This is a genomic window from Alkalihalobacillus sp. TS-13, assembly GCF_019720915.1.
Lineage (GTDB): Bacteria > Bacillota > Bacilli > Bacillales > Fictibacillaceae > Pseudalkalibacillus.
Window position 1 is genome coordinate 2694797 of record NZ_JAHKSI010000001.1, and the last position, 20930, is coordinate 2715726.

General features: G+C 43.1%; 15 protein-coding genes, 1 tRNA gene and 1 pseudogene. 3 read left to right on the plus strand and 14 right to left on the minus strand.

Annotation, left to right across the window (positions count from 1 at the left end):
- Nucleotides 1-186: 186 nt before the first annotated feature.
- From KOL94_RS13095 to dcuS, 9 genes are all read right to left on the minus strand, one after another.
- The gene (locus KOL94_RS13095) at nt 187-1371 is read right to left on the minus strand and encodes a phosphoglycerate kinase (protein WP_221566851.1); all 1185 of its coding nucleotides are present in this window, start codon (nt 1369-1371) and stop codon (nt 187-189) included.
- Nucleotides 1372-1559: 188 nt separating this feature from the next.
- The gene (gene gap, locus KOL94_RS13100; RefSeq protein ID WP_221566852.1) at nt 1560-2567 is read right to left on the minus strand and encodes a type I glyceraldehyde-3-phosphate dehydrogenase; all 1008 of its coding nucleotides are present in this window, start codon (nt 2565-2567) and stop codon (nt 1560-1562) included.
- 164 nt (nt 2568-2731) lie between these two features.
- The gene (locus tag KOL94_RS13105) at nt 2732-3754 is read right to left on the minus strand and encodes a sugar-binding transcriptional regulator (RefSeq protein ID WP_221566853.1); all 1023 of its coding nucleotides are present in this window, start codon (nt 3752-3754) and stop codon (nt 2732-2734) included.
- Between the two features lie 136 nt (nt 3755-3890).
- Nucleotides 3891-4133: a glutaredoxin family protein gene (locus tag KOL94_RS13110; RefSeq protein ID WP_221567710.1), complete on the minus strand. Its 243-nt coding sequence runs from the start codon at nt 4131-4133 to the stop codon at nt 3891-3893.
- A gap of 262 nt (nt 4134-4395) precedes the next feature.
- Nucleotides 4396-5730: an RNA polymerase factor sigma-54 gene (gene rpoN, locus KOL94_RS13115; RefSeq protein WP_221566854.1), complete on the minus strand. Its 1335-nt coding sequence runs from the start codon at nt 5728-5730 to the stop codon at nt 4396-4398.
- Between the two features lie 92 nt (nt 5731-5822).
- A complete protein-coding gene (locus KOL94_RS13120; protein ID WP_221566855.1) occupies nt 5823-6728 on the minus strand; it encodes an AEC family transporter in 906 nt (301 codons plus the stop codon).
- Between the two features lie 942 nt (nt 6729-7670).
- Nucleotides 7671-8993: a 2-hydroxycarboxylate transporter family protein gene (locus KOL94_RS13125; protein ID WP_311775138.1), complete on the minus strand. Its 1323-nt coding sequence runs from the start codon at nt 8991-8993 to the stop codon at nt 7671-7673.
- 178 nt (nt 8994-9171) lie between these two features.
- Nucleotides 9172-9882 carry a response regulator gene (locus KOL94_RS13130; RefSeq protein ID WP_221566856.1) on the minus strand — a complete coding sequence of 237 codons (711 nt, stop codon included), beginning with the start codon at nt 9880-9882 and terminating at the stop codon, nt 9172-9174.
- Nucleotides 9875-11494: a DcuS/MalK family sensor histidine kinase gene (gene dcuS / locus KOL94_RS13135; RefSeq protein WP_483298076.1), complete on the minus strand. Its 1620-nt coding sequence runs from the start codon at nt 11492-11494 to the stop codon at nt 9875-9877. The genes KOL94_RS13130 and dcuS overlap by 8 nt, the downstream gene beginning before the upstream one ends.
- A gap of 139 nt (nt 11495-11633) precedes the next feature.
- On the opposite strand from dcuS, the gene KOL94_RS13140 reads away from it, so the two are divergent.
- Nucleotides 11634-11706 (plus strand) — tRNA-Arg (locus tag KOL94_RS13140).
- Between the two features lie 291 nt (nt 11707-11997).
- Here the strand turns inward: KOL94_RS13140 and KOL94_RS25880 are convergent.
- From KOL94_RS25880 to KOL94_RS13155, 3 genes and pseudogenes are all read right to left on the minus strand, one after another.
- Nucleotides 11998-12224 (minus strand): annotated as a pseudogene (locus tag KOL94_RS25880) (transposase zinc-binding domain-containing protein); the annotation flags it as partial.
- Between the two features lie 113 nt (nt 12225-12337).
- The gene (locus tag KOL94_RS13150) at nt 12338-13477 is read right to left on the minus strand and encodes a M14 family zinc carboxypeptidase (RefSeq protein WP_221566857.1); all 1140 of its coding nucleotides are present in this window, start codon (nt 13475-13477) and stop codon (nt 12338-12340) included.
- Between the two features lie 59 nt (nt 13478-13536).
- Nucleotides 13537-14577, minus strand: coding sequence for a M14 family metallopeptidase (locus tag KOL94_RS13155; RefSeq protein ID WP_221566858.1), 1041 nt, complete (start codon nt 14575-14577; stop codon nt 13537-13539).
- A gap of 455 nt (nt 14578-15032) precedes the next feature.
- Between KOL94_RS13155 and KOL94_RS13160 the strand changes: the two genes are divergently transcribed.
- A complete protein-coding gene (locus tag KOL94_RS13160) occupies nt 15033-15959 on the plus strand; it encodes an LCP family protein (protein WP_483298077.1) in 927 nt (308 codons plus the stop codon).
- Nucleotides 15960-16240: 281 nt separating this feature from the next.
- Here KOL94_RS13160 and KOL94_RS13165 read toward each other — a convergent pair whose 3' ends face one another.
- Together KOL94_RS13165 and fdhF are read right to left on the minus strand one after the other, a co-directional pair.
- Nucleotides 16241-16714 carry a helical membrane plugin domain-containing protein gene (locus KOL94_RS13165; RefSeq protein WP_221566860.1) on the minus strand — a complete coding sequence of 158 codons (474 nt, stop codon included), beginning with the start codon at nt 16712-16714 and terminating at the stop codon, nt 16241-16243.
- Nucleotides 16714-19659: a formate dehydrogenase subunit alpha gene (gene fdhF / locus KOL94_RS13170; RefSeq protein WP_221567714.1), complete on the minus strand. Its 2946-nt coding sequence runs from the start codon at nt 19657-19659 to the stop codon at nt 16714-16716. Before fdhF ends, KOL94_RS13165 begins: the two co-directional genes overlap by 1 nt.
- 655 nt (nt 19660-20314) lie before the next feature.
- Between fdhF and clpP the strand changes: the two genes are divergently transcribed.
- Nucleotides 20315-20914, plus strand: coding sequence for an ATP-dependent Clp endopeptidase proteolytic subunit ClpP (gene clpP, locus KOL94_RS13175; RefSeq protein WP_221566861.1), 600 nt, complete (start codon nt 20315-20317; stop codon nt 20912-20914).
- Nucleotides 20915-20930 lie beyond the last annotated feature (16 nt).

A 20930-nucleotide genomic window follows, 5' to 3' on the forward strand; every position in this document is an offset into this window, starting at 1 on the left:
CCGGCTAAAAACGTTACGTCCTGTAACAATGCCGGTTCTCGTACATCCTGTACGTCGGAGAACCGTAAAAAACCGAGTAACGTTCACTGCCGATAAACGTCACGTCCTGTGACAACGGCAGTACTAGCACGTCCTATGCGTCGGAAATACGCCGGTTAACATTCGTTTCTTTTTTTGAACTTCCCCTTACTTATCTTTTAACGCAGCAACGCCCGGTAAAACCTTCCCCTCCATAAACTCTAGAGAGGCACCTCCGCCGGTAGAGATGTGATCCATCGCATCTGCGAGATCGAATTTTTCGACTGCTGCTGCTGAATCACCACCGCCGATGACACTGTACGTATCTTTCGCGTCGGCTAACGCTTTCGCGATTGTCATCGTACCGTTCGCAAAGGCATCAAATTCGAATACACCCATAGGTCCATTCCATATTACAAGCTTCGAGCCTTCGATCACGGTTCTGTACTCATCACGAGTACCTGGTCCAATATCTAGTGCTTCCCAATCTGATGGGATTTCATCAATCGAGACGACTTTCGTATTGGCATCTCTTGAAAAATCATCTGCAATGACGACATCTTTCGGAAGATACATTTTTACGCCTTTTTGCTCCGCTTTTTCCATGAATGACTTCGCCAGGTCGATTTTATCCTCTTCTAAAAGAGATTTCCCGACGTCATACCCGAGTGCTTTTACAAAAGTATAAGCAAGGCCGCCGCCGATGATCAGGTTGTCCACTTTATCTAAAAGATTATCGATAACCCCGATCTTATCTTTAACTTTTGCGCCGCCAATTACGGCTGTAAATGGACGTTCTGGAGTTGAAAGTGCTTTTCCGAGAACATCAAGTTCTTTTTCCATTAAAAGTCCTGAAACCCCTGGAAGATGATGAGCGACACCTTCGGTTGATGCGTGCGCCCGGTGAGCCGCTCCAAATGCATCATTCACATACACGTCAGCCATGGCAGCGAACGCTTTCGCTAGCACTGGGTCGTTCTTTTCTTCACCAGGTTCAAAACGGACGTTTTCAATCAGTAAGACTTCTCCATTGTTCAGGTTTGAGATTGCTTGGTCGACTTCTTCACCATAAACTTGATCGGTTTTTGTAACGGTCCGGTTCAAAAGATCACTTAGACGTTTTGCGACAGGATCAAGACGTAACTCTTCAACGACTTGTCCCTTCGGACGTCCAAGGTGACTTGCTAGAATGACTTTTGCTCCGTTTTCTACTAAGTGTTGGATTGTCGGTAATGCCGCACGGATTCGAGTTTCGTCATTCACTTCTCCATCCTTCATCGGCACGTTGAAGTCAACGCGACAGAAAACTCTCTTCCCTTCAACGTTCACATCACGCAAAGACTGTTTTTGCATTTACGGAAAAGCCTCCTTCGTTTTAATAAATCATAAATTTAATTGTTGAACTTCTTTTTAACTTCCCCTAAGTACATGTGAAAAGAGGAGTAAAATTACCCCTCCCCCACATTCTATATAAACTTATGAAAATGGTACAGTTTTTTCCTGTTGAAAACTGTTCCTTTTTGACTTTTCTAAACCTCTTCTTAAAGTCCTTTAGAAGCGATGAACGCTGCAAGATCAACAACACGGTGAGAATATCCGCTCTCATTGTCGTACCAAGAAATTGCTTTTACCATGTTGCCTTCCATGACCATTGTAGAAAGCGCATCGATTGTAGAAGAATCAGGGCTTCCGTTATAGTCACGAGATACTAGTGGCTCTTCGCTGTATCCAAGAATACCTTTCAAGTTAGACTCTGCAGCTTCTTTTAATGCTGCATTCACTTCGTCTACAGTTACATCTTTATCAAGCTCAGCTACAAGGTCGACTAATGATACGTTTGGTGTAGGTACACGCATTGCCATACCATTCAGCTTGCCTTCTAGCTCTGGAAGTACAAGAGATACCGCTTTTGCTGCACCTGTTGTTGTCGGGATGATGTTTTCGCTTGCCGCACGCGCACGACGATAGTCTTTGTGTGGAAGGTCAAGGATTTGCTGGTCGTTCGTGTAAGAGTGGACTGTTGTCATCATTCCACGTTTGATTCCGAACTTATCGTTCAATACTTTAGCAAGTGGTGCTAGACAGTTTGTCGTACAAGATGCGTTTGAGATGACATTGTGGCTTGCTGCATCGTACTTGTCTTCGTTAACACCAAGTACAACCGTGATGTCTTCGTTCTTCGCTGGAGCAGAAATGATGACTTTCTTTGCTCCTGCTTCAAGGTGTTTTGCTGCATCGTCACGTTGCGTGAAACGACCAGTTGATTCAACAACGATTTCTACGCCAAGGTCTCCCCAACCTAGTTGAGCAGGATCACGCTCAGAAAGAACTTTTACCTCTTTACCATCTACCACAAGGTTTTCACCGTTAACTTCAACTTTTGCATCTAGTGTTCCATGAACAGTGTCATATTGTAATAGATGAGCAAGCATTTCAGCGTCTGTAAGGTCATTAACTGCTACTACCTCAACGTCGTTGTTCTTCAATGCTGCACGGAATACGTTACGTCCAATACGTCCAAAACCATTAATACCAATCTTTGTAGCCATTATAAAACTCCTCCTTGGATTTAATAAAGAAATTGAATGTATATATTTGATAAGTCCCTGGCACCGTTTCAAACCCCTTGTTAATTCTTCCTGAACGGTGCCAGGCACCATTTTGTAAGCCTTGATATGAGTGGGGTTTGCTTCGGCGCCTGGCACGGAAGCACTTAATCGAATTCGATCAGTTGTTTTGCGGCGCCTTCATCTGTGATGAGGATCTGGTTCGGGCCGCGTTTCATATATGCTGCGATTGCGCTAGCTTTACTGCTGCCGCCTGCTACAGCAAATATTGTCTTATCGTTTGTGAGGTCATCGAGCTGTAAGCCGACTGTTTTTACTTTGTGGACGATGTTGCCGTCTTTGTCGAAATAGTATCCGAACGCTTCAGCAACAGCCTGGTATTCTTCGATCTGCCGATAAACTTCAGAGGAAGAATTCCTTCGTTCTGCCATCGTTTTCGCCTCTCCGATCCCATGGATGACGATTTCTGCTGAACGGATTTCCTCTAGTACATCTTTCACGACCGGCTCACCAATTAAACTTTGATAAGATTCATTGCTCAATTGATCAGGGACATGCAGCAATCGGTAATCTCCGTTTGCTTTTTTAGCCATCATAGCGCAAATCGTGTTCGCTTGATTTTCTACTCGTTCACCGAGTCCGCCTCGAGCGGGTACGATCATTGGCTGTCGCTTCTTTGAGAGCGGCGTCATCATGTCCGCAACTGCTGCCAGAGTCGTCCCTCCAGTCACTGCAATCGTCTTCTGGTTTTTCAGTAGCGGTAAAAGCCGCTTGATCGCTGCTTTCCCCATCTCTTTTTTCACCCAGGATTCCTGATCGCTGTCCCCTGGAACGATGATGACTTCTGCCAACTTTAATTTTTCCCGTAATTGTCCTTCTAAAGCATGAAGTCCTGAAACTTGCTTCATGATGTTTTCAAGTTCTAGAAGAATATGATTACCTTCATCGGTCAAAGTCATACCTGATGTAGAAATCTTCAGTAGACCTTGCTCATTCAAAAACTCTACTTCTGCCCGAAGAACTCGCTCGGTCTGTTGTAAATTCGCTGCTAGACTTCTTCGTCCGATCGGTTGCAAATACCGTACATTTTGAAGGATCCTGTAACGGTTCTGCATAACATTAAGCAGGTCAGGTAATAATTTTCTTTGTAAATCAATTAACGGTTCCATCGCAACTCCCCTTTAACCAGGGTTGGGACTATTTTCGTCCCGGTAAGTCGTATTATGTCCCAATAAGTGTAAAAAAAATACGACTTGCTAATACACTTATTATATTAGCAAGTCCTTCATAAGGTTTCAACAAAAATCACTTGAAAAATGTAAGTAAGCGTTTTCTTAAATCATTTTGATCGATGATACCGTATTGAAGATCTTCTCCATTCACTTGCACGACAGGGATCATCACCCCATATGCCTCCAACCATTCGTCTTTTGTATAAATGTCCCTCTCTTCAATCGAAAAATCGATTTCTTCCTGCAATTCTTCAAGAATTAAAAGTGCTTTATCGCACAATGGACAATTTGTTTTTGTATAAAAATGAACGGTCAGCATGAGTTTGGCTCCTTTTTATAAGGTTCTGTTTGAGAAATTAATGGGAAATATACTCGCTTTCCGCGGGCAATCTGCAAGCCTCCTCACTCGTTCCTCGCTTGCGGGGTCTTGCTTAGCTTGCTTTTCCCGCTGGAGTCTCGCATATTTCCACTACTAACAGTCATTCATTTCTTTATCAACTTTCATTAGAATAAACTTTTTAAAAACAGACTCCAATAAAATTTCATTTTAAAACGATGGAACTATGACAGTTCCACCGTTATACGACGATGCTTTTTCGTTTCGATGATGATGGGATCCTCAGTTCTTCTCGGTATTTCGCCACCGTCCGTCTTGATATGTCGATCCCCTCTTCTTTAAGGGAGTTGGCGATTTTCTGATCGGAAAGCGGCTTGTGTTTCGGTTCAGTTTCCACCATACGCTGGATTTGTATTTTCACTTGTGCAGATGATGTATCTTCACTTTGATTCGTTTTATCTAACTTTGAAGTGAACAAAGATTTCAGTGGGATGGTTCCTCTTGGTGTTTGGATCGTCTTGTTTTTCACAGCTCTGCTGATTGTCGATTCATGGACATCGATTTGCATTGCGACTTCCTTCAATGTCATCGGTCGAAGTGCCTCATATCCATGCTCGAAGAACGCCCGTTGTGCTTGCAGCAAATATTCCCCAAGATTCTGGAGGGTCTGCCTTCGCTGGTCAAGACTCCGCTTCAGCCATTCGAATTTTTGCAGTTGGTTTTCAAGATAGGATTTCGTATCATTATGCTGCTTCAAGATCCGGAAATATCGCTCATTCAATGAAACCTCAGGGACCAAATCTTCATTCATCCTTACAAAAAAATCCCCCTGCTTATTCTGTTCAATAAAGAATTCAGGTTCGACCCATTCAGGCTGGTCTTTTTCAAACCCGGAACACGGTCTCGGATTCAACGAACGAATGAAATCATCCACTTCCTTCAATTCTTTCATCGTAATGTTCAGCGTTTTTGATAGATAGGAAAACTTCTTATCCGCAAACGCATCTAGGTGGTGCTTGATGATTTCTTCTACTACAGGCATGTCACAATCTGTCGCTTTCAACTGCAGCAACAGACATTCTGACAGTGATCTTGCACCAACGCCGATCGGTTCAAACTGTTGAATCCGTTCCAGGATGGTTTCGATTTTTTTACCCGGTACCTCGAGCTCTTCCTGCAGACACTCTAAACTGCAGTCCAGATACCCGTTTTCATCTAAACAATAAATCATATATTCTGCGATCACTTTATCTTCATCAGTCAATTCAACCCAGGCCAATTGCTCAAGAAGATGCAACTGTAAAGAATCATCTTCTGATTTAATGAAATTGACTGGATTGAAATCATTATCTTCATCATAAAACCAGGAATCCTGATCGTTTTCCGTCGTAGAGGTCCGCTCACTTTGGACATCCACTGGTTTTTCCTGCAGATCGATCAATGGATTTTCCATCGCCTGTTGATGTAAAAATTGAGAAAGTTCGAGTGTAGGATATTGTAAAATCGTTATCGCTTGTCGTAACTCATGCGTCATGACAAGTTTCATCGATTGTGTTTGATATAAACCTAACTCCATAACAATCCCTCCTACCAACATCTTATCAAAAATGTATGCGCTTTAGCACCTTGAAATATTTTCAAAATGGTTGGAAGCGGGAGTCTGGAACGTTAAATCATGAATAATAAAAAGGAAATTGTAGCTAGGCTGGTCACTGTACTAACAAACATCGCACTTGAGACATACTCCGACTTCAGTTCGAATTTAGTAGCAAGTAAAGTTGTCGTCGCCGCTGTCGGTGTGGCAGACGAAAGGATCAATACTTTTGCCCAAAGTGAATCTAACGGGTAAAAAAATCCGATGATCAGGTAAGCAATCGCTGGATAGACGATCAGTTTGAAAGTCGTCGCAATACTGATGAATGACATCGCACTCTTTACATTGATGTTTGAAAGGTTGATTCCTAGCAAGGTCAATAGAGCCGGTATGGCCGCGTTCCCTAATAGTTCAACCGGGTTAGCCAAAGCGACCGGGACCTGGATACCCGATAATTTTAAAAAGATAGCTAATATGATTGCAACAAATGCAGGCATTTTGAAAATATTTGAAAAAGCTTGCCCAAAACCGGTTTCTTCATTTCTTGAAGCGTAGTAAATCCCTGCAGAGTTCATGAGTAAAGATTGGATAACTGCAAAAATGATCCCGATCGTAACACCAGTTTCTCCGAATGCAAACATGATGATCGGAAGTCCATAGTTCCCGGCATTCGGAAACGCACTGGCAAGCATCATCGCATTTTTATAAGAAGGAGCCCACTTGAAGAAAAAACTGATGATATTCATCAACCCTGCAAACAAAACAAACAAAATGGCCCCGAACATGGCGATTTTACCTAAATCAGAAAAATCCAGAGACGAAGTGGTCACCGAATAAAAGAAAAGGGCAGGACTGAAAACATAGATACATAGATCAGAGACTGGTTTTGGGTTCACCCCTAGATATTTTCCGACGATAAAGCCGATCAATATAATGAAAAATATGGGAAAAACAATATTAAGCAAATCGAATAAGAACATAACTTCACCTGACTAATCTATTTTTCTTATAGGCTCTTTTAATAAAGATTGTTGTTTTTCACAATTCCTTTGGATGGGCGGAAATATACTCGCTTTCCGCGGGCACAAGAAAAGCAGAAGCGACAGGTTTAGTCACGCAGGTCACTGAAGGACTGACGAGGAGGCTGTTGCCGCCGCAGGAAGTTTGAAGTGTCCAAGTGACTGGTCGCTGAGCTGCCCTAGATTTACAAGCTTCCTCGCGAGTTTCTCGCTGTAGGGTCTCGCCTGGCTCGCTGTTCCCGCAGGAGTCTCGTATATCTTCCACTGCTTACAGGATTTCATCGACCTCTATATCAAATGATAATCGTTCATAAGCAACAACCCTTATTAAATAACCTCCTCTTAAAGAAAACTTGGCAAAGCCAAACCTTGGCGCAGGCTGAGCCTAGTTGCACTTATACTGAAGAAAGTATTTTTTACTTTCTTTAAATGTAAAAACGAAAAACAAATGAGGAGTACCCTCCCCATTTGCTTAATTAATGTGGCTGTTTACGTATAGATTTTTTATGCAATTCGGAAATATACTCGCTGCGGGCGAACGAAAAGCGGAAGCGACCCGATTAGTCACGTAGGTCACTGGAAAACGGACGAGGAGGCTGTCGCCGCCGCAGGAAGTTTGAAATGATCCAAGTGACTGGTCGCTGAGCTGGACATCACTTCCATGCATAAGCCCTGAATCTGTAAGCCTCCTCACTTGCACAGGATGTGCTGGCTTCGACGGTCACCACAGGACGTGGTGGAATTTAGTCGAAGGTCCTTATTATAGTCGAAGATCCTTTTTAAAAAGTGCGGGGTCTCGCTTAGCTTGCTTTCCTGCAGGAGTCTCGCATATTTCCACTGCCACTGGTGTTAAGCCTCTCTTTATTACTTTCGATTAGCAAACTAACCTTTAGAAAATAGCCATTAAAATAATATCGGGATTAATATTCCGGCCAATAGTAGAATGAGTGCCCCGCCTAATCTAGAGGAAATTTGCGCGAATGGCATTAGCTCCATTCTTCTTGATGCTGATAGAACTGCAACATCTCCTGTTCCACCCATATTCGCCATACATAATCCAGCTGTTATAGCAGATTCAATCGGGTAAAATCCAACGAGCCGACCAACCATTGCTGAGCCAATCGTTGCACCTAAGACCACAGCAAGGACAATCGCGATATATTGTAAACTTAGAGCATCAATTACCGCATTTAGATCGGTATAGGCAATTCCGATTCCGATCAATAACGCAAACGTCCAGTTTTTTGCAACAAATTGATACCACTGGCTTGCGCCTTCTTCCACGATCTTCGGCAAGAAGTTGAAGATTTTACAAACGGCTACTGCAATGATCATAAGTGCGTAAGCGTGGAGAGGGATAAAGCCAGCTAATACTTGTCCAAAAACAAAGAATGCTAATGCCGCAAGTAATCCGGCTCCCATTTTGCCGATATCGAGTTTGGATTCTTCTTTTTCATATTTAAAACCTTTCATCAACTGACCATTACCTGTCAGTGAAGGCTTCTTCTCACCGATTAAGTTAAGGATGCTTGCGATGACGATTGCGAAAACGTTCCCTAATGCTAGCGCCGGGACAAGGATAGAAATATAATAGCTTGGGTCATTTCCCAACAGCTCAGAATAGATTTGGGACATTGGTACTGCGCCAGCACCCATTCCGCCTCCCATGATCGGAAGTGTAATCACTAGAATAGCATCCATCACATCAAAACCAACGATAAAACCGATCAACCCTGCTAGGACGATTGCACCAAAGACAGCTGAAAGTAGGGGTAAAGCAAACCGTGCGCCAGCTTTGATGAGTATTTTCGAGTTCATTCCTAGTATACTACCTGTAATTAATGCTGCGATATAAAAGTTCAGGAACTGTCCATCCTTCATGAATTCGGTGATCATTGTAACGCTTTGTTCGGGGAGTATATTTCCATATACGAGGAAAGAGGCTCCAAAGATGGCAACAATCGCTCCCCCACCTAAATACGTTTTAACAATAGGAGTGTGATCGCCTAACCAACCAAACAATTCTCCTAAAATGATCATGACGATCAAGCTGCCGATCATTCCGCCTGGTAATGTATTTGTGTAAAGTGCCACCAACATGATAACTCCGAAGATAGCAAACCATACGACAGGGGTACAGAATAATGTCATTCCTTTCGGCGGTTCTTGTTGAACCTCGGGTTGCTCAATGCTGTTCTCTTCATTTTTGTAAGCTAGATTACTCACATCATCATCTCCTCACAATTGAATTTTAGAGGTTGGAAACGGTTTCAATTATCCCAACACCTCTTCATGTCAAAAATAGTCTTATTTTGCATTGTAGGAGATTAAGAGTAAACAATTAAGGTTTTATTATTAATGAAAGTATTTTGTAAATAAAAAAAGTAAACGGCAATGCTGCCGTTTACAAATAGGTCTTGATGAGCGTTTCACTTTGTGGAACTCTTTGATACCGTGTCTGTGGCCTACCGACGGATCCATATATCGTTTGGGCTTCTAGGACACCGATGTCACTTAGAAAAGCTAAATATTTACGAGTAGAAACGCGTGAAATACCAACGTTGAAGGTGAGATCTTCTGTTGAAAAACCATTGTTATCCAAGCCTTTTATTTCATTCCAGACCATGTTTAACGTATCCTTGGTCAACCCTTTCGGCAACTCATTTCCTGCTGACTCATCTTGATCATTATGGAACATTAATTCATCAAGCTCCTTTTGACTCGGTTCCCGATCCAGGTCAAAGTAAGCTTTCTTGCTTTTATACCTCTCCAATGCTGACCGAAACCTGTCAAACTCGAATGGTTTGATCAAATAATCCACCGCACCGAGTCGTAATGCCTTGTTGATACTCCCCTTATCGTTTGCAGCTGATATGACGATCACATCCAAAGCTGCATCTTTCGCACGTACCTCAGATAAAAATTCCAACCCGTTGATTTCCGGCATGAAAATATCAAGCAAAATCAAATTGACTTTTTCTTGTTCCAGCACTTTGAAGGCTGCAGCCCCGTCACTTGAAACAGAGACAAGATTAAAACCTTCCATTTGCTCTAAGTATCGTTTATTGAATTCCGCAACCATTGGGTCATCTTCTACAATCAATACGTTAATCATCACTTTCATCCTTACTTTTATAAGGGATACGCACTTCAAAAATAGTGCCTTTTCCTGGTTCAGAGGTGACAATCACATCACCATCTATTTTTTGTATACTTTCATTAACAAGATGCAGACCATAGCCCCTTTCAGAATCTTTTGTTGAATATCCTTTTTCGAAGACTTGATTTAACTTTTCCTCGTTCATGCCTATACCTTTGTCTTTAACTTCAAGTGTAAGAGACTCTTCCTCTTCATCAAAGACAAAACTGACCAATACTTTTTTGTCTTTCGCATTCTTGACAGCGTCCAATGCGTTATCGATCAGATTTCCGACGATGGTGATGATTTCATGAATGATTTCCTGATTACGAGGCAATGGGACGAATGTGTCTTCTGATAATAAAACATTCTTGTTCTGTTCACGCGCGTAACTCATCTTGGCTAAAACAAATCCTGCTAAAACCGGGTCCTTGATCCGTTTTGCGATAAAACCGATTTCTTCTTGGTAATGGTTCGTAATCTGATTAATATAAGCAGGCAGTTGATCGTAGGATTTCATATGGACCATTCCAAGGATAACATGAAGCTTGTTTTTGAACTCGTGCGCTTGAGCTCGGAGTGCTTCCGCATACATTTTCACTCCCGTGAGTTCCTCCGCAAGGCGTTTGATTTCGGTCAGATCACGGAAGGTGGATATAGCCCCCACCACTCTATTATCCACTTTGATTGGGACGATGTTCGCCAACAAAGTAATGCCATTCAAGTTGGTCTCTTGATCGAGTATCGGGGCCCCGGTCTTGATGACCTTGATAAGTTTAGAATCCGTTATGAAGGAATCGACCTGCTTTCCGATCAATTCGTCCTTCATTCCAGCCTCACGAAAGATTTTTTTAGCGGTATCGTTCGCAAGGGTCACTTTCCCATCTTCATCGATGGTCAAGATTCCTTCCACTGTCGATTGGAGCATTTTATTCCGCTCTTCCAGTACTTTCGCGATTTGCGAAGGTTCGAGACCAAAGAGGATTTTCCGGACACGCCTGCCGAGTAATATGGCTCCGATCACACCGATCACCGCTCCGAACAGGATACCGATATAGATGATGTATCTGCTTTTGCTGACGGCATGTTCGATACTGCTCAATGAAATTCCGACCGCAACTGCACCGATTTGGTCTGTGCCTTCAGAGTTGTAGATCGGGGTAAATGATCTAAGAGACATTCCTAGCGTCCCTTTCGCGATCGATACATGCTCATTCCCTTTTAAAACTTCATCCTCATCGCCGCCAACAAACGTTTTGCCGATCTTTTCTTCATCAGGATGGGATTTCCGGACACTGTTCATATCAAAAACGACGACGTAATCCACATTCGTCACTTCACGTATATCTTCAGCAAACGTTTGGATCCCCTCTTCCGGCAGTTCGCCTTCCATACTATTGATGACGACTGGAGAATTGGCGACTATTCTCGATATATTCGTTGCTTTTTCTTCTAAATGCACTTGTGTCCTCTCAGAAACCTCTTTGCCTATGAGAAGATAAGTGACCAGAAGTGCCAGGATGACGACACTGCATACGAGTAATATGATTGTTGTTTGTAACCGTAAATTCGGCATTTTCAGTTTCACCAATATGCCTCCATAATGATTCAATTCGTTTTGCACCCAAAAATAGTTATTGCATGAATACCCAGTCTACACTATAATATCCAATGCATATCTTTTTTCTATGTCTATTATAGAGTTTTCTATGACCACTTGTCATTTTGCGCTCGTAGCTCAGGGGATAGAGCAATGGTTTCCGGTACCATGTGTCGGGGGTTCGAATCCCTCCGAGCGCGCTTAAGAAGGCGGGACTGTCCTAAAAGAAAAGTGTCAGACACCTCCAACACAACATTCTGGATCAAAATGTTGTTAAATTCGGAGAGACTCAGACACTTTTGGGCCAGCCCCGTTTTTTTTATGCCATGAAAACAGGAACGATATGTAAAAAATTCCTGTTTTGGGACTCGCCACCGCTCTTTTCTCCTGTCCAAATTAGGCCCGGCTTCTGACAGTCTTCAACTCTTTTCTCCCCTTCCTGTCCGAGGTTAGCCCGTGTTTGGACAATCTTTCAATTCTTACAGCAATCATGAACAAGTCGTGCAAAAACGCCCTTTACATCGATAAGGTACCTTTCGTATATCATGGCAACCTACACAAACCAGCAGTTTGAAACCTTTTTTAAGATCTCCACAGCCTCTGAATTTTTCTACTTCCTTGATGACGACAGAAGGATTCGGTCACCAAACTTATTTTTGAATTTACCCCAATTATCATTTTTTTCAAAAGAGATGCGCCTCAAAATATTTGTCTCCATAACAAAAAACTACCACTGTTGAATTTACTGTGGTAGAACCAAATTTTTTGCTTTCTTTTCAAAAAAAAGGACCCATAGGCCGCGTTTAGCCTTCAGGTCCCTATTTGTAAGCCTTATTGCATTGGTAAAATCCCTGCGTAATCAGTCAAGTATCCGTCAGCAGGATAAGCCGGGATGTCATTCCAGTGATCCGGATCTACATCCTCGATTTCCTGCATTGCGATTCCGCTCAACAATTCTTTTAAGGCCAGGTAGTTTTGCTTGGTTAAATAGCCGTTCGATTTCTGCCCTAAACTTCCTTCCCGTGTATTCCCTTTCGTTTCGAAAAAGATTGCAGGGTTGCTATGGCCTTCAGGATTCAGATTATTGTAATTCAACCCGAGCATCATAGCTGAAACCACCCCTCCTTTGATGTCGATATAATACTTCGCATCATCTCCACCGACTTGATATTGATCGATGTGTGTATACCCATAGCTGGTAAGCTTATCATAAACATAAGCCTGCATCTGTTTGGTCACTTCATTATAGTAACCATCTTTCAACCTAGGAAGTGTTGGTCCGTCTGGTGCCAACGAAATACCGAGTGAGAAGCTGGTGGCCTCATTCGTTCCATAAACCGTCTTAAAGCCTTGATGATGAAGGTCGATTGCAAAATCCGGTTTGATATCTGCCCAATATGCATAGACGACTTCCGATTCCTTCGCTTCAAAACCATGTAAAGTCCAATCTCTGTTTAGGTCGACATACGCGGAATCATTCACAGGTTCACCGTTTTCATCCATCAATAATGTTTCGCGCTTGTTCATGATGCTTCCATCCGGATTGTACATAGGGATGACGTATAGAGTAAGTTCATCCAAGAGTGTTTTAACATCAGGATTACCCGAACTACCCAACGTTTTTAAAAGTTGCATGACAGCTTCTGTCGTCAGCTTCTCATCACCATGAATCTGTGCTTGGATCCAGACCTTCGTATCTCCGTTACCGACTTTAGCAGTGTAGATGCTTCGCCCTTGTTCAGTCGTTCCGTAATCATCAAGCGTCGACACTTCAATTTTTCCATCACTTTTTTGTTCTAGATGATGTAATTGATCGACCATTTCTTCATATGTCATGATACTGCTGATGTTATCTTTCCCATTCGTTGATGGTCCTCCCGGCTTCGTACTTCCGGCAGCATAGACGCCACTGGACCCTAGAACCAATCCGGCAATTGACAGTAAAGTGATGAGTTTCAACAATTTATGCACGCTCGAAAAACCTCCTGTGTTGTAAAAATCCGTATATCATTTTTTATTTTGCTAAGTGGTTATTCCCCTTTCCAACCACTTTCCGGAAGTGTATCCCAGAATGACGTATCCGCTGTTTCAATCGATCCGTCTGCAATTGCTTTTAAAGCAGCGTCCATTGCTACAACAGCTTGCTGGATCAAGTAACCGTTACTCTTTTGGCCTAATACATAAGGTTCGTAGTAATGGTCAGCCATTCCTCTCATTTCCATCAACAGTGTTGAGATTCCGTATTCAAGCGCAATTCCATTTCGTCCGATTGTAGGAGCTGTTCCACCAACGTACTTTGAGAGTGTTCCATAGCCTTTCGCTTCGACCGCTTCATAAACAACTGAACCGAGCTTTTTAGACTTTTCGACAACATCAGCTGACACATTCTCATTCGTCGGGTAAAGAATCGATCCTGACACAAGCTCATCACTATCTCCTAAAGTTGTTTGCGTACCTTGATGATGTAGGTCGATCATATAATCTGGTTGATACTTTTGCAGAACGAACTCATGGAACGCTTGGGTTTCCGGCTGTTCTTTTGCAACATGATCACGATTTAGATCCACCTCATTTGCGTTATAGCGCGTATGGGTTCCAGAGACATAATCTTCTAGTGAGAAATTGACATCTCCCTCTGCACCATCCACATTCAAACGAGGAGCAATAAGCACATTCACTTTATCCAGGATGTCTTGTACCCCTTTCCCATTCGATGTAAGGTGCTGGATCATCTTCAAGGCACCTTCTGTCGTCAATGTTTCATTTCCATGTTGCTGGGTTAAAAACAGAATGGTTGGGTTTTCAGGATTGCTGATGAATTTAGCCAGATAAAGATCTCGATCTTTAACGGATTTACCATATGATTCTACGGTCAACGCTTCAGATTTTTTGTCTTGTTTTTCTAGAAAAGCCACCATTTCCTCATAGTTGTGGAGCCTTTCATTTTTGATTGTTTCATTGCCATTGTAATTAGGACCTTCTCCAACAGCACTGACGTTTCCCACAGGAAAACTGAAAAGCATTCCAGCACTAAGTGCCACACTAGACAAAACCGTCATCGTTTTCTTCATTCTTTTCCCTTCCTTTCGTGAATCGAAATATATATACATTCTTCTTTTAAAAACGACAATTTACCTTCAATATGAAAATAAACAGGCAAGAATGTCTAAGGTTTCGACAAATACAAACAATCTTTTACAAAACGAGGGGCTGGAGAACTAGTCTTTTATATAGAGTTATCTGTACATCCTCCTTTGTATCGGGATATAATTTAATTCGACAATTTATTTATATATATATTCCGTTTTTTTGAAACCCTGGAGTATTTTAATCGTCTATCTATAAGGAGATCTTTTGACGGCTATACTGATAATACGGTGTAGTCATTCGAAAAGTATGATATAATTCATCAGAATATAGGATTTGAAATAACCAACTACTTACGGTGGTGACCATAGATATGCCCTCACGAATAGAACGAAAAAAACAAAAACGCAAGAAAGGAAGCTTTCTGAAAAAGACTTTAATGGTCTTGGCGATTCTTTTTATCGCGGTTGCAGGTTATGCAGCGATCCAATACTATCAGGGGCTTCAGCAGGCAGCACCTTCTGAAGAGATGGAAAGTAATTATGAATTCAATGCGCCAGATGAAAAAATAGAAGGTAAATACAATGTGCTGTTACTAGGAGTAGATCGCCGAGGTGAGGAAGACTCTAGAACGGATACGATCATGATCGCACAATATGACACGAAGACCGATGAAACGAAACTGGTCTCATTAATGCGGGACTCATACGTTGAAATCCCGGGCTATAGCAAGAATAAAATCAATACAGCCTTTTTCCATGGCGGACCGGAGCTCTTACGGAAAACGATCAAACACAATTTCGATATAGATATCCATTACTATGCTCTGGTTGATTTCAAAGGCTTTGAACAGGTGGTCGATACGATCGCACCAGAGGGTATCGAGATGGATGTCGAAAAACGGATGTCCCAAAATATCGGGGTCACACTCGAACCCGGTGTCCAAAATTTGAACGGTAAAGAATTACTCGGGTATGCAAGATTCCGCCATGATGCTGAAGGAGATTTCGGACGTGTTAAACGTCAGCAAAAAGTGATTTCGAAAGTGAAAGACGAGTTCACTAGCCTTTACGGCATTTCCAAGCTTCCTAAGGTAATGGGAACGATCCAGCCTTACATTGACACGAATATGAAAATGTTCACAGCCATTGGACTTGCGAAAGATGTCATGTTGAACAAAAGTCAAATCGAAACGATGAAAATTCCGATTGATAACTCTTGGAATGACCCGACTTACCAGGGTGTCGGTCAAGTGCTTGAAATGGATATAGAACAAAACAGACAGGCCTTGAAAGAGTTCCTTGGAATGGATGAAAATTCAACCAACATGACAACCAAAAACGAAGACGAAGAACCCGAATCGTAATAATGAAAAGTACGAAAAAGCTGCCCACCGACATCAAAAAGCTGTCCCGATGGGCAGCTTTTCTTATTGACTGCTCACTTCAGTGCCATCACTTCCGCCACTTTCTGTACCAGGCACCGATTGAAACCCCTTGGTATCACTGCATTCTCAATCGGTGCCTGGCACCTCTTGCAATCCCTTGTCCCCCAACGCTTCTCAAAGTGTGCCTGACACGCAGAAAGAACCCTTACGCTGTAAGGGTTCTGAAAGGGTGCCTGGCACCGAAGCAAAAGCACCAATGCTTATTCTTCTTTGCCCATGCCTTTGAGGAAGGCGAGGATCATGCGGATGGAGCGGTTGACTTCAGGATCCTTCAAGGTTTTGATCAGCTGGAACATGCTGATCACGTCCTCTTTTTCTTCCTCTTCGGTCGCCTCCAGCACCCCCTGATTGATCTTTTCCATAAATGGCTGCATTTTCGAGAATTCGATCGTTCCTAAGAATCCGATGAAATCAACAACATTCCGAGAAAACTTCGCATTATGCGGACGGTTGATCTCCCTGAAGAAAGCGGATGTCGCTTGATCACGGTGGTTCACCAATGCACTGAGCAACGGCAGCATTTCACTTTCATGAAGCCTGTCAACCAGCACGATCAGATCCAGAATCGCATCCTTCCGTTCTGCCAGTGCTTGTTCGATCTCCTCCATGCCTTTTTCACGGACTTCCTCTTTGGATGGAACAAGGGGTTCAACTTTCCGAGTGGGCTTTGCCATTACTTTTTCACTTCCTTCTTACGCACGACATTGCCAGGAAACACATAATCATCTCTATTCCACTTTTCCTCGACTTTAATACCAATTTGCGGCTGACGGTTACCGAATCGATGGTTGTTATGCGGTAGCGGTCTCTCCCCTTCAAAATCAAGCAATTCCATCTTCACTGCTGCGTCTTTGTAAGCCGGTGTATCCGTATCCTTGTCAACTTCGCTTGAGGTCAACTTGTTTACAGCAAGGTCACCATTGTCATTCAATGGAATATAAAGTTCTTTCCCTTTCACTCGTTCTGTGACCACAACTCTGCCCTTCACCGATCCCGTCCGTGACAACAGCCGTACCAACGAGCCGTCTTTCAGCCCTCGGTCTTTCGCAAGTTCATGAGATACTTCGATGAATGCTTGTGGCGTTTTACGTGTAATCCCGTGTGACTTGTAAGTCATGTTCCCTTCATGGAAGTGTTCAAGCAAACGGCCGCTATTGACGTGCAAGTCGTACTCCTCGTCTGTTCCTGTCGGTTCTGTCCAATCGACAAAAAACAACCTTGCCCGCCCATCCTCGAAATGGAATTCTTCTTCATAAAGCATTGGCATATCGATTCCTTCTTCATCGACTGGCCAAATCAGACTTTTGTATCCTTCCATACGTTCATAGGAAACACCTGCGAACATTGGGGTCAGCTTCGCGATTTCATCCATTACCTGTGCAGGGCCTTCGTACTTCCATCCTGCTCCGAGTACATTTGCGAGCATCTGCGTGATTTCCCAGTCTGGCTTGGCATCACCCAACGTCGGAAGAGCAGGATAGATGCGCTGGATACGTCTTTCCGTATTCGTAAAGGTCCCCTCTTTTTCAAGGCTAGGTGCAGCTGGTAAAATTACATCCGCAAATTCGGACGTCCTTGATAAAAACAGATCCTGGACCACAAAGAAATCAAGCTGTTCAAAACCGCGCTGAACGTAATTCGCATTTGCATCAACGATTCCCATATCCTCACCCTGAAGATAAAGGGCCCGTAAGGTTCCATCATGGATCGCGTCGACCATGCCATGATTCGTCAACCCTGGTTCGCCGTTCAAATTTACGCCCCATGCCTCTTCAAACTTTTTACGGATCTCATCATCCTGGACATCTTGATAGCCTGGAAAAGTGTTTGGCATGCTTCCGAAATCACTGCAGCCCTGCACGTTGTTATGTCCTCTAAGCGGATAAGCACCTGTTCCATGACGACCGTAGTTCCCGGTAACGATCAGCAAATTGGAAATCGCAGTACTGGTGTCGCTGCCGCCCTTCTGTTGAGTTACACCCATAGCCCAGCAGATGACTGTCGAATCGGCTTTATGGATCGCTTCAGCAATTTTAATCATCGTCTCTTCCGAAAGTCCTGTCACTTTTTCAGCATAATCCATTGTGAATTTCTGAATCTTTTCAAGATACTCCTCAACATTTATAACACGATTCTTCAGAAATTCCTTGTCATGCCAACCTTGTTCAACAATGTAGTTCGTCACTGCTGAGAGCCAGACGAGGTCCGAGCCCGGCTTCGGCTGGATGAACATATCCGCACGTTCTGCCATCTCATGCTCGCGGATATCAGCGACGATCATTTTCTGACCGAACAGCTTTTGAGACCGTTTGATTTTAGAAGCCAAAACAGGGTGGGACTCTGCCGTATTTGAGCCGATCGTGATGACAAGACCAGCTGTTTCAATATCTTTGAGTGAACCAGCGTCCCCGCCATAACCCACTGTCCGGAACAATCCTTTCGTCGCAGGAGACTGACAGTACCTCGAACAGTTATCAACGTTGTTGGTTCCGAAGATCTGACGAGCTAGTTTCTGCATCAAATAGGATTCTTCATTCGTCGCTTTGGAAGAAGCAATGAAACCTAGTGCTTCAGGGCCGCTTTCTGAGTGAATTTCTTTCAGCCTTTTTGCGATATACGAGATCGCCTCGTCCCATTCCACTTCCTTGAACGTATCCCCTTGTCGGATAAGAGGCTTCGTCAATCTCTCTTCACTATTGACATAATCCCAACCGAACTTCCCTTTCACACATGTCGAGATTCCGTTAGCTGGCGCTTCAGGCTGCGGCTGGATTTTTAAAATATGCCGGTCTTTCGTCCATATATCGAAACTGCAGCCGACTCCGCAGTACGTACAGACCGTTTTTGTTTTTCGGATACGATCTTCACGCATTTCCGCTTCCGTATCTGATATTGCGAACAATGGTCCGAAACCGGATTCAACATTTTTCGTAAAATCAATCATCGAACGCAATGTCCCCTGTTCGACATTCGAAAGGTAGCCCGCTTCCTTAATCATCGATTTCTCCATCAATGCATTACACGGACAGACAGTTACACACTGACCGCAGTTGACACAGGAAGATTCATCAATGGGAACATCATTATCCCAAAGAACTCGTGGCTGTTCACGTTCCCAATCAATGGTAAGGGTTTCATTGACTTCGATGTCCTGGCAAACCTCCACACACCGACCGCACAATATACATTGGTTCGGATCATATCGATAAAAGGACCCTGAATCATCGATTTCATATCCCTTCGATTGGAAAGGAATATTCTGATGTTCCTTCTGCATTTCAGCCACAGTGTTATGGATATCACAGCGTCCATTATTATAATCACACACCGTACAATACAACTCATGCTTGTGCAGAATCTTATCCATCGCGTAATCCTGTGCTTTATGTACATCTTCATGCTGTGTATTGATTTCCATTTCCGCTTCAATCTTCATCCCACAAGCACGCTTCAGTTCCCCATTTACCTCGACGATACACGTATCACAGCTCTCGATCGGGCCAAGACTTTCGTGAAAACAGATTGCCGGTACATCGACGTCTTCCGCTTTCAGGAATTGAAGTATATTCTGACCTGCCGACGCCTGGTACTCCTCACCATTAACATTGACTCGAATCATTTGATCAGACACGATTGAACCTCCTCTTTCTCAAAAAATTGAAAGGAGCAAGCTTCATAGAAATCCGCTGCTACCATATATGAAGTTGAAAAGTTCCCTATCTAGTACATTGTTTCCCTTTCAAACTTGCGATAAACCACCATTTAGAATTCGAGAACACCTTACCCATCAACGGAATTAAGGTTCTTAGCGATTTCTTTTGAAGAATTGAACGTTTAAATCCGTTAAGAAAGGGAAAAATGATATGATGTATACATAGCTTCTTACATAACGGTCACAATGCCTTTTTTAAAGGCTATGTTATTTGCAGAAAAATTGCTTAAAGCGAAATTTGCGATACTCCTGCGGGAATAGCGAGCCAGGCAAGACTCCGCAACGAATTAAGGATCTTCACTAAAAGCCACCACGTCGTGTGGTGAACGTCGAAACCAGTACGTCCTCTGCAAGTGAGTGAAGAGACTTACGGATCGCCCCCGGAAATGGAGTAAATTTCAAAAAAAGCAATAAGTAAAAATAACAAAGCTTTTTGAAAAGAGAAAAACGTCGAACGAAAAATCCGCTTGTAAGAGCCTAATAGTTTGACCTATATTGACCTATTGAGTAAGATGAAATTAAAGCCATAAAGATACTTATGGAAAGAGGAGGATTTCTGAATATGAACTTAATCCCAACAGTTATTGAACAAACGAACCGCGGGGAACGTGCCTATGATATCTACTCCCGCCTTCTAAAAGATCGCATCATCATGCTAGGGAGCGCAATTGATGACAATGTTGCAAACTCGATCGTCGCGCAATTATTATTCTTAGCTGCAGAAGATCCTGAAAAAGACATTTCGCTCTACATCAACAGTCCTGGAGGATCCATCACAGCAGGTATGGCGATCTATGATACGATGCAATTCATCAAGCCGAAAGTCAGCACAATCTGTATCGGTATGGCAGCATCTATGGGTGCATTCTTACTTACAGCAGGGGAACCTGGAAAGCGTTTTGCACTGCCGAACAGTGAAGTCATGATCCACCAGCCGCTTGGCGGTACACAAGGTCAGGCTGCTGACATTGAAATCCATGCTCGCCGCATCATTGAAATGCGCGAGAAGATAAACAAGATCATTGCAGACCGCTCTGGTCAACCGGTTGAAGTTGTAGAACGTGATACCGATCGTGATAACTTCATGAGTGCTCACCGTGCAAAAGAATATGGTCTGATCGACGACGTTATTGAAAAACCAGTGAATGTTGATAACAAATAAGGTTTTTATGAGACTG

What these genes read in the sequence shown, in the direction of transcription:
- KOL94_RS13095 (WP_221566851.1), bottom strand. Translation starts at nt 1,371, where the DNA reads ATGCAAAAACAGTCTTTGCGTGATGTGAACGTTGAAGGGAAGAGAGTT.
- gap (WP_221566852.1), bottom strand. Translation starts at nt 2,567, where the DNA reads ATGGCTACAAAGATTGGTATTAATGGTTTTGGACGTATTGGACGTAAC.
- KOL94_RS13105 (WP_221566853.1), bottom strand. Translation starts at nt 3,754, where the DNA reads ATGGAACCGTTAATTGATTTACAAAGAAAATTATTACCTGACCTGCTT.
- rpoN (WP_221566854.1), bottom strand. Translation starts at nt 5,730, where the DNA reads ATGGAGTTAGGTTTATATCAAACACAATCGATGAAACTTGTCATGACG.
- KOL94_RS13120 (WP_221566855.1), bottom strand. Translation starts at nt 6,728, where the DNA reads ATGTTCTTATTCGATTTGCTTAATATTGTTTTTCCCATATTTTTCATT.
- KOL94_RS13130 (WP_221566856.1), bottom strand. Translation starts at nt 9,882, where the DNA reads ATGATTAACGTATTGATTGTAGAAGATGACCCAATGGTTGCGGAATTC.
- KOL94_RS13155 (WP_221566858.1), bottom strand. Translation starts at nt 14,577, where the DNA reads ATGAAGAAAACGATGACGGTTTTGTCTAGTGTGGCACTTAGTGCTGGA.
- KOL94_RS13160 (WP_483298077.1), top strand. Translation starts at nt 15,033, where the DNA reads ATGGTCTTGGCGATTCTTTTTATCGCGGTTGCAGGTTATGCAGCGATC.
- KOL94_RS13165 (WP_221566860.1), bottom strand. Translation starts at nt 16,714, where the DNA reads ATGGCAAAGCCCACTCGGAAAGTTGAACCCCTTGTTCCATCCAAAGAG.
- fdhF (WP_221567714.1), bottom strand. Translation starts at nt 19,659, where the DNA reads ATGATTCGAGTCAATGTTAATGGTGAGGAGTACCAGGCGTCGGCAGGT.
- clpP (WP_221566861.1), top strand. Translation starts at nt 20,315, where the DNA reads ATGAACTTAATCCCAACAGTTATTGAACAAACGAACCGCGGGGAACGT.